The sequence below is a fragment of the Rhodoferax sp. genome (assembly GCF_039922535.1).
Classification (GTDB): domain Bacteria; phylum Pseudomonadota; class Gammaproteobacteria; order Burkholderiales; family Burkholderiaceae_C; genus Rhodoferax_B.
In genome coordinates, this window is record NZ_JBDTEM010000476.1 from 1 (window position 1) to 7673 (window position 7673).

6 protein-coding genes are annotated in these 7673 nt (G+C 65.9%); 2 read left to right on the forward strand and 4 right to left on the reverse strand.

Annotated features, from left to right (window positions below; all coding sequences use genetic code 11):
- Together ABI213_RS22490 and ABI213_RS22495 are read left to right on the forward strand one after the other, a co-directional pair.
- Nucleotides 1-1178 (forward strand): ATP-binding protein (locus tag ABI213_RS22490; RefSeq protein ID WP_348028731.1); only part of this gene is annotated, 1178 nt, incomplete at its 5' end.
- A 119-nt stretch (nucleotides 1179-1297) separates the two neighbouring features.
- Nucleotides 1298-1672 carry a hypothetical protein gene (locus ABI213_RS22495; RefSeq protein WP_348006397.1) on the forward strand — a complete coding sequence of 125 codons (375 nt, stop codon included), beginning with the start codon at nucleotides 1298-1300 and terminating at the stop codon, nucleotides 1670-1672.
- Between the two features lie 62 nt (nucleotides 1673-1734).
- On the opposite strand, the gene ABI213_RS22500 is transcribed toward ABI213_RS22495, so the two are convergent.
- The 4 genes from ABI213_RS22500 to ABI213_RS22515 all read right to left on the reverse strand — a co-directional run.
- Nucleotides 1735-2955: a M20 aminoacylase family protein gene (locus tag ABI213_RS22500; protein ID WP_348006396.1), complete on the reverse strand. Its 1221-nt coding sequence runs from the start codon at nucleotides 2953-2955 to the stop codon at nucleotides 1735-1737.
- 66 nt (nucleotides 2956-3021) lie between these two features.
- On the reverse strand, nucleotides 3022-5988 hold the full coding sequence (locus tag ABI213_RS22505; protein WP_348028733.1) for a peptidase C1: 2967 nt from the start codon (nucleotides 5986-5988) through the stop codon (nucleotides 3022-3024).
- Nucleotides 5989-6063: 75 nt separating this feature from the next.
- The gene (locus ABI213_RS22510; RefSeq protein WP_348028735.1) at nucleotides 6064-7320 is read right to left on the reverse strand and encodes a cytochrome c; all 1257 of its coding nucleotides are present in this window, start codon (nucleotides 7318-7320) and stop codon (nucleotides 6064-6066) included.
- On the reverse strand, nucleotides 7317-7673 hold a 357-nt coding region (locus tag ABI213_RS22515; RefSeq protein WP_348028737.1), incomplete at its 5' end, for a c-type cytochrome. The genes ABI213_RS22515 and ABI213_RS22510, both read right to left, overlap by 4 nt.

Below are 7673 nucleotides of genomic sequence, written 5' to 3' on the forward strand. Positions count from 1 at the left end.
CCGCAGCCCAAGTGGCGCTGCAAACCCAGCTGTCACGGGCCAACCGGCTGGAGTCGTTGGGCGAGCTGGCCGGCGGCGTAGCGCATGACTTCAACAACGTGCTGGCGGCCATCGTCGGCTTTGGCGAGATGGCGCAGGATGCCGCCATCCCCGGCAGCGCCCAGGCTCGGCATCTGGACAAAGTACTGGGCGCGGCCCTGCGCGGCAAGGCCCTGGTAGAGCGCGTCCTGTCGTTTGGCCGGGGCGGTGGCTGTGCCTCTGCGGTGTTCGAACTGGAACCCATCGTGACCGAGGTGCTGGCCCTGCTGGCCGCTACCTTGCGCCCTGGCGTGGTGCTGGAGCGCGGCCTGGAAGCCCCTGGTGTGCTGATGCGCGGTGACCCCACGCAGGCCTTTGAAGCGGTGATGAACCTGTGCACCAACGCCATGCAGGCCATGCCCCACGGCGGCATGGTGCAGGTGCAACTGGTGCGCAAACAGGTGGCACAGCGCAAAGTGCTTTCGCACACCCAGTTGCCGGCCGGGCCCTACCTCGTACTGACGGTGTCCGACCAGGGTAAAGGCATTACGCCCGAGGTGATGGAGCGGCTGTTTGAGCCCTTCTTCACCACCCGCAGCGCCGAGTCGGGCACCGGCCTGGGTCTGGCGGTGGTGCACGGCGTGGTAGCCGAATTTGGCGGTGCCATCGACGTGCAAAGCAAGCCCGGCCACGGGGCCCGCTTTACCCTGTACTTCCCCGAATGCACCGATGCGCCCAGTCCCATCCGCCCCACGGCCCTGCCCACCTCCTCCGGCGCGGGGCAGACCCTGCTGGTGGTGGACGACGAACCCACCCTGGTCGCGCTGGCCGAAGAAATGTTCACCAGCCTGGGCTACCAGCCGGTGGGCTTCACCGACCCAGTCGCCGCCCTGCAGGCCTTGCGCGCAGACCCGCAGCGCTTTGCGGCAGTGGTCACCGACGAAGTCATGCCAGGCCTGACCGGCATCCAGCTCACGGAGGCAATCCGCCAGTTTGCCCCGGCACTGCCGATTCTGATGGTCAGCGGCTACGGCGGTGCCTCGTTGGCCCAGCGCGCCGCCGCCGCCGGGGTCTCGCGCCTGCTGACCAAACCCATGCAGCGTGAGGAATTGGCCAGGGCCATGGCTCTGCTGCTCAAACCGGTGCTCCTGCTCGTGTGACGAAGGGCCAGCAGAAACGCCGCGAGATTGCAAACTAGGGAGGTCGGTTATTACAAATGCAACATAGCCGTTGTGGCAGCGACACAGGGAAATGCGGCTCTAGCGTGCAAGATAGACGCATGTCCCATTTGCACAGTTCTCCTCCATTACCCGAAGCCAGCTTGGTGATCCATGCAGCCGCCGACCCTGCCGCGCGCGGGACGCTGTTCACCGCGCCACTGGAATGGATGTACTGGCTGCGTAGCCTGTACGCCCCAACACCGGCCCCTAAACCCAAACCCGATGGCCCCTTGCGCCTGCACATCGACAACCTGCAAGGCCAGCGCGTGTTTACCGCCGACGACGCGGGGTCGCTGGTGGAGCTGGCGCTGCCCGTGGGCACCTACAACGTGACTGCCGTGCTGGGCAGCCTGTGCCGTGGCTACACCCTGACGCTAGTAGAAGGCGTACCAAGCCAGTTGTACCTGTGCCCGTCGCTGTGCAACGGCCGGTAGGCCCCTAACGTTTTATAAAGAAAATAGGCCTCCAGCGCATATTCCACCTGCGCAGGCAGCTCTTATTCTGATAGTGGCATGAACTGTTCGGCCAGGCTGGCGTGCATGGCAGCACCCAGAGGCAGGATGGCATCGTTGAAGTCGTAGCGGCTGTTGTGCAGCGCGCAGCTGCCGGGGCCGTTTTCGGTGCCTTGGCCGATGCGCATGTAGGCACCGGGTTTGACCTGCAGCATGAAGGAAAAGTCTTCTGAGCCCATGCTCGGGTCCAGATCGCGCACCAGTTGCGACGAACCCACCAGGCCCTCGGCCACCCGCATCATGAACAGCGCCTCGGCCGTGGTGTTGATGGTGGGCGGGTACAAACGCTCGTACCTCACCGAGGCGGTGGCCCCAAAACCCAAGGCGACAGCGCCACACAGCTCGGTGATGCGCCGCTCGATCAGGTCTTGCACGGCAGGGTTGAAGGTACGCACCGTGCCCACCAAGGTGGCTTTACCGGGCACCACGCTCATGGCCGCCAGGTCGCCCGCCTGCAGGGCACAGATGCTGACCACTCCGCTGTCGATGGCGCGGATGTTGCGCGATACCACGCTTTGCAGCGCAGTGATGATGTGGGCGGCGGCCAGCACCGGGTCCACATTTTGGTAGGGATGCGCGCCATGGCCGCCCCGGCCAGTGATCTCGATGGTGACGCGGTCCGACGCGGCCATCATCGCGCCCGCATTCAGACCGATGGTGCCGGGCCGCATGTGGGGCCAGTTGTGCATGGCAAACACAGCCTGCACCGGGAAGCGCTCGAACAGGCCGTCGTCAATCATTGCCTTGGCTCCGGCGTAGCCTTCCTCGCCGGGCTGGAAGATCAACGCCACCGTCCCGTCGAAATTGCGCGTCTCGGCGAGGTAGCGGGCCGCGCCCACCAGCATGGCGGTGTGGCCGTCGTGGCCACAGCCGTGCATCAGGCCGCCCTTGGCCGACTTCCAGGCGAAGTCGTTTTGCTCGGTCATGGGCAGCGCGTCCATGTCGGCGCGCAAGCCAACCATCTTGCCGCTGGTCTTGCCACGCCCGTGGATGATGCCGACCACGCCGGTTTTGCCGATGCCGGTATGCACCTCGTCCACGCCGCAGAGCCTGAGCGCCTGGGTCACACGCTCTGCCGTATACACCTCTTCATAGCCCAGCTCGGGGTGGGCATGCAGGTCGCGGCGCAGGGCCGTCAACTCCGGGTGAAACTGGGCAATGTGCGCAAAAGCGCGCCCGTTGGCTTGGAGCAATGGTGTTGGCATAAGGGACCTAAAACGCTGTAGTACCAAAACTGTACAAGCTTTGGCGCAGCCCCCCACGCTGCCCCGTTAAAAGCCCCGCAAGTCGTCTACCGGTTGCAACAGCTTGCCACCCTTCACCACCCCGAGTGCCACCTCCAGCGTGCGGGTGATGACATCAATGTTGTTGTCGAAGCTGCCATGGTCGGCGGGAATCATCACGTCACTAGGATCGGCGCGGCGCGGGTCGGCCAGGGCGGTGCAGACTTTGTCGGTGGTGATTTCCACCAGCCGCCCCGCGCTCTTGAGCTTGGCATCCAGCACCGCGCGCCGCCACACGTTCAGGCTTTCATTGGTGCTGGAGCTGCCGTCCCAGCCGCCATCGCCAGGACTGTAGACCTTGGCCATACCGGCAATGGGCGTGCGCAGGTCGGTTTCCAATGCGCCAGACACCAGGTACAGCAGCGACTTGCGGTAAATGCCCGCCACGCTGTCAGCACGCTCCCGCGTGTCGGACAGCATGTCCACGTAGAGCCGCTCCATGATCTTTTTGTCGCTGGCATAAAACTGGTTGGCAAAGGCCACGCTGCAAGCCGGTGCGTACAAGTGGATGGAGCTGATTTTCTCAATCGGCACTTGGCGGTAGGCCAGACCGTCCAGCATATGGCCTAGCAAGATGGAGCCCGCAGAATGGCCCGCCAGGTGGATTTCCAACTGGTCACCCCAGGTATCCATCAGCTGCTGCAGGGCGCGGATGATCTGCTCGCCGCCGCGCCGGGTTTCAAACGCTAGTGCAGCGACATCTTTCATCTGGGTCCAGATCGGGCGCACCAGGCCGCGGCCGATGCTGGATTCGATGGCCAGGTCGGTCTTCTCGGTCACTTTTTCGGCCAACTCGTCCAACCAGCCGCCCGCCAGCGCGGGCTCCTGGCGACTTTGCTTGTGCAGGATGCCGTTGATGGACTCCATCAGCCCGGTCTTCCAGACCAGGAACAGCGGATAGCAGCCGTTGGCCTCAAAGTGCCGCCCCATGGCGCGGGCACGTTTGATCGCATCCGCCTCGCTGTTGAGGCCACCGTGGGCGTAGATGACGATGCGCTTCTTGCCGTCCAGCGGCCCATGGGCCGGATCGCGGAACCAGGCGTTGGGCAGCTCGCAGACCTGGTGGGCCAGGGTGCGGCTGAGCGCATCTTCGGTCAGGTAGTGGCTGACGCGGCCATCGTCACCTAGCACCACGCTGTGCTGGTAGGCCTGGTCTGCGCTCCACCACAGACTGGTGTTGACCGCGCCCGCCCGCCCCACGCCATCCGCGCCGCCCGAAGCCGTGACGCTGATGCGCCCTTCCACCACACCGGGCACGCCCAGCGCCACCACCCACGCGTCCATGCCATTGGCCAGCCAGTCGGCATAGCCCAGCACGGCAAAACCGCCCATGCCAAATTGCGTGCCCCACGAGTTCTGCACGACGAAACCCTGGGCGTTGAAACCTACCAACGCAAAGGCGTGGCCACCGCCTTCGGCCGGGCGGCCATCGAATGCAATAAGCGGAATGTCTTTGTGCCCGCCTGGAATGGCCTTGGCGGTGGGCACGTCGTGCCAACCGTCATGGGTCATGGCCGACACATAGACCGCGCCCACGGCCTGGATGGCGGCTTGCAGATCGGTAATGGATTTGAGGGCAATGCGGTAGTACACCCCCAGGGTCTGGTCGGTGGCGTTCTTGGCGAAGCCGTAACGGGGTTGCGGAGCATTTTTGTCCCAGTACGTGTCCAGGCACACACCGTGGTTAAACCAACCTTTGAGCGCCCCCCGGCAGCTGGAGCCGCTGTAGTCCTCGCCCGCGTATTCGTCGTAGCGGCGGGCGTAGCTGTAGAGCATGCGCGGGCTGACAGAATCGATTTTGCTTTTATCGTCTGCTTTGGTCCAGCGCAGGTAGTTGACCACGCAGGCCAGGCCGTAGCCGGTGCAAGCGCCTTCGTTGCCCTGGTCCAGCACCAGATCGGCGGCGGCGTAGGCAGGCAGAAAGGCCTTGATATCTTTATCGGTGGGATAAGCCGCCAGCAGGCCCAGCGGCGGCGGCTGGTAGGCGCGGTCATTCAAGTCAATGGGGTCTTTGCGCACCTTGAGCTGGCGTTCGGCTCCTACCCTAGGAGGCGGGACGGGCTTGAGCGCCTTGCTGGTTTTGGCCGACTTGGCGGCCCCTGCGCCGACGCTCTGGACCGGGGTGGCCGCCCCCACCAGCGTGGCAGCCCGTGCAAACACGTCCTTGAAGCGGTCCAGCCCGTGTGCGCCGCCGTTGACCAGCTTGCGCGCGGCGGCCAGATTGCCCGTGGCCAGCGCGGCGCGAATGGGGTCGGCCTTGTCGGCCAGAAACCGCGCCAGCAGCAGCGCGGCAATCTCGGGGGCATTGGCCAGATCGGCATTGCTGGCCTGCGCCACGCCCAGGTCAATCTCTAGCGCCTTGCCGTAGCGGGTGTAGTTGTCCCGCCCGGTGAGTTGCACAAAGCCGCGTCCCTTGAAACGGGCACCGTCGCCCGCCTGGGTGTTGCCCACGCGCTTGCCCGGCCCGGTGCCCGGCTCGTACAGGCCAAACGGTATGCCGCCGGGCGCGGTGTTGAACTGCGACTGAAATTCAGAGATTGGCAAAAAACCCTCGGTCTCGGCGCGGATGCTGCCCAGCGCGGCGCAGACCATCGGCCAGTCGTTCAGCCCCAGCGCGTCCAGCGCGGCACCTACGTAGGGCAAGTAGCGGGCAATGTTGGCGGGTTTGGTGGCCGGGAACAACTGGCGCACCAGCTCCAGCGTGAGCGGTACTTCGAACTTGGGGGCCGGGCGCAGGTCCAGCAGTTGCAGGCAGTACGGCCCCACCACCCCGTCGGCCACCAGCCCCACACCCGACTGCCAGCGCCGGGCGGCGGCTTCCACATCGACCGTCATCTCGGTGCCCTGGTCCAGACCAGGATAGGCCTGGGCATCCGTGCCCAGTTCTTTGAACAGCGCTGTGCGCAGTTTTTGCACCGCAAGGCCTTGGCTGCCCCGCACCAAAAGAGTGTCCATGCTTGTCTCCTGATAGGAAGACTTGTAATTGTGGGCATCTAGGCCGTGGAGGGCATCCTCCTTTTGGGGGACAGATCAGCGCAGGCGGCTGACTTCCAACTCGGTCACGCCCGCGGCCTGGTTGCCCCAGGAAGCGCGGATGTGGCTCAGCACGGCGGCGATGTCGGCATCGTCCAGTACCAGCACAAAGGGCGGCATGCCGAACGGGCGCGGGTTGCCTGCAGTGGCCGGGGCAAAACCGCCGTTGCGCACGGCATGGACCAGGTTGGCGGTGCTGGCCATGGTGACGGCGCGGTTGCCCGCCAGCGCCGGATAGGCACCAGCCACGCCCTGGCCTTGGGCACCGTGGCATTGGGCACAGTGCTGGTCGTACAGCTTTGTGCCGCGTTCAACGTTGCGGGGTGTGGAGGGCACATCGCGCACTGGCTCCACCGCCGTGCGCGGCAGGGCTTTCAGGTAGGTGGCCATGGCGGTCAGATCCTGGCGAGTCAGGTACTGGGTGCTCTGCTGCACCACCTCGGCCATGGGGCCCAACACCGTGCCCTGCGGGGCTACGCCGGTTTGCAGCAGGCGCACGGCATCTTCCAGCGGCCAGTCGTGCACGCCGGCCTCTTGGGTGGCGGTGAGCGAAGGCGCGTACCAGTTTTGCACCGGAATCAGCCCGCCCGCCAGATCCAGCCGGTCGTTCGTCGCACCCAGCGCGTTACGCGCGGTATGGCAGGCGCCGCAGTGGCCCAGGCCACGCACCAGGTAGGCACCACGGTTCCACTCGGCGGACTGGACGGCTTCGGGCTGAAAGCTGGCAGGCGTGAAGTACAGCGCGCGCCACACGGCCAATGCCGCCTGCTGGTTGAACGGCCAGCGCAGCGCGTGCTTTGTTGCAGGCTGGGCAGTGGCGGGCAGGCTGTGCAAGTAGGCGTAGAGCGCGTCCGAGTCGGCGCGGGTCACCGTGGTGTAGCTAGGGTAAGGAAAGGCCGGGTACAGCAGCCGCCCGTCTTTGGCCCGGCCGTTGTGCAGCGCACGCCAGAACTCCGCCGCCGACCAGCTACCAATGCCGGTGCGCACATCGGGCGTGAGGTTGCTGCTGTAGACCATGCCAAACGGCGTGTCGATACCGCGCCCGCCTGCGTACGGCGTACCGCCCCGTGTGGTGTGGCACGCCGCGCAGTTGCCCGCACGGGCCAGGTACGCACCGCGCGCCAGCAGCTCGGGCGTAGTGTTGAGCGCGGACGCGGCGATGGCCAGGTCGGGCTCGTCCCGGGTGTTCAGCTGCCACACCAGGGCGGCCAGGCCTACCGCAAAGGCGCACAGACCGAGGGCAATCCGTTTCATGGCGCGCTCCCGCAGGCCACCGCCTTGGCACCGGGCAACAAGGCAGGCAGTGCAGTCGCTGGATGGGGGTTGGTAGGCAGGGTTTGCGCCGCCAGCCAACTGGTAGCAGCATTGACTTCATCCGGGCTGAGCTGGCGTGCCACCGCGCCCATGCAGTCGGGCGCGTGGGCCCGGCGCTGGCCGGTGCGCCAGGCCCCCAACTGCGCGTTCAGGTAGTCGCGCGGCAGGCCCAGCAGGCCGGGAATGTTCGGGGCCACGCCGGTGAGCGCGGCACCGTGGCATTGCACACAGGCGGGAATCTGCCGCGTGGCATCGCCTTGCTGCACCAGCATCTGGCCCCGGCGCAGCACCTC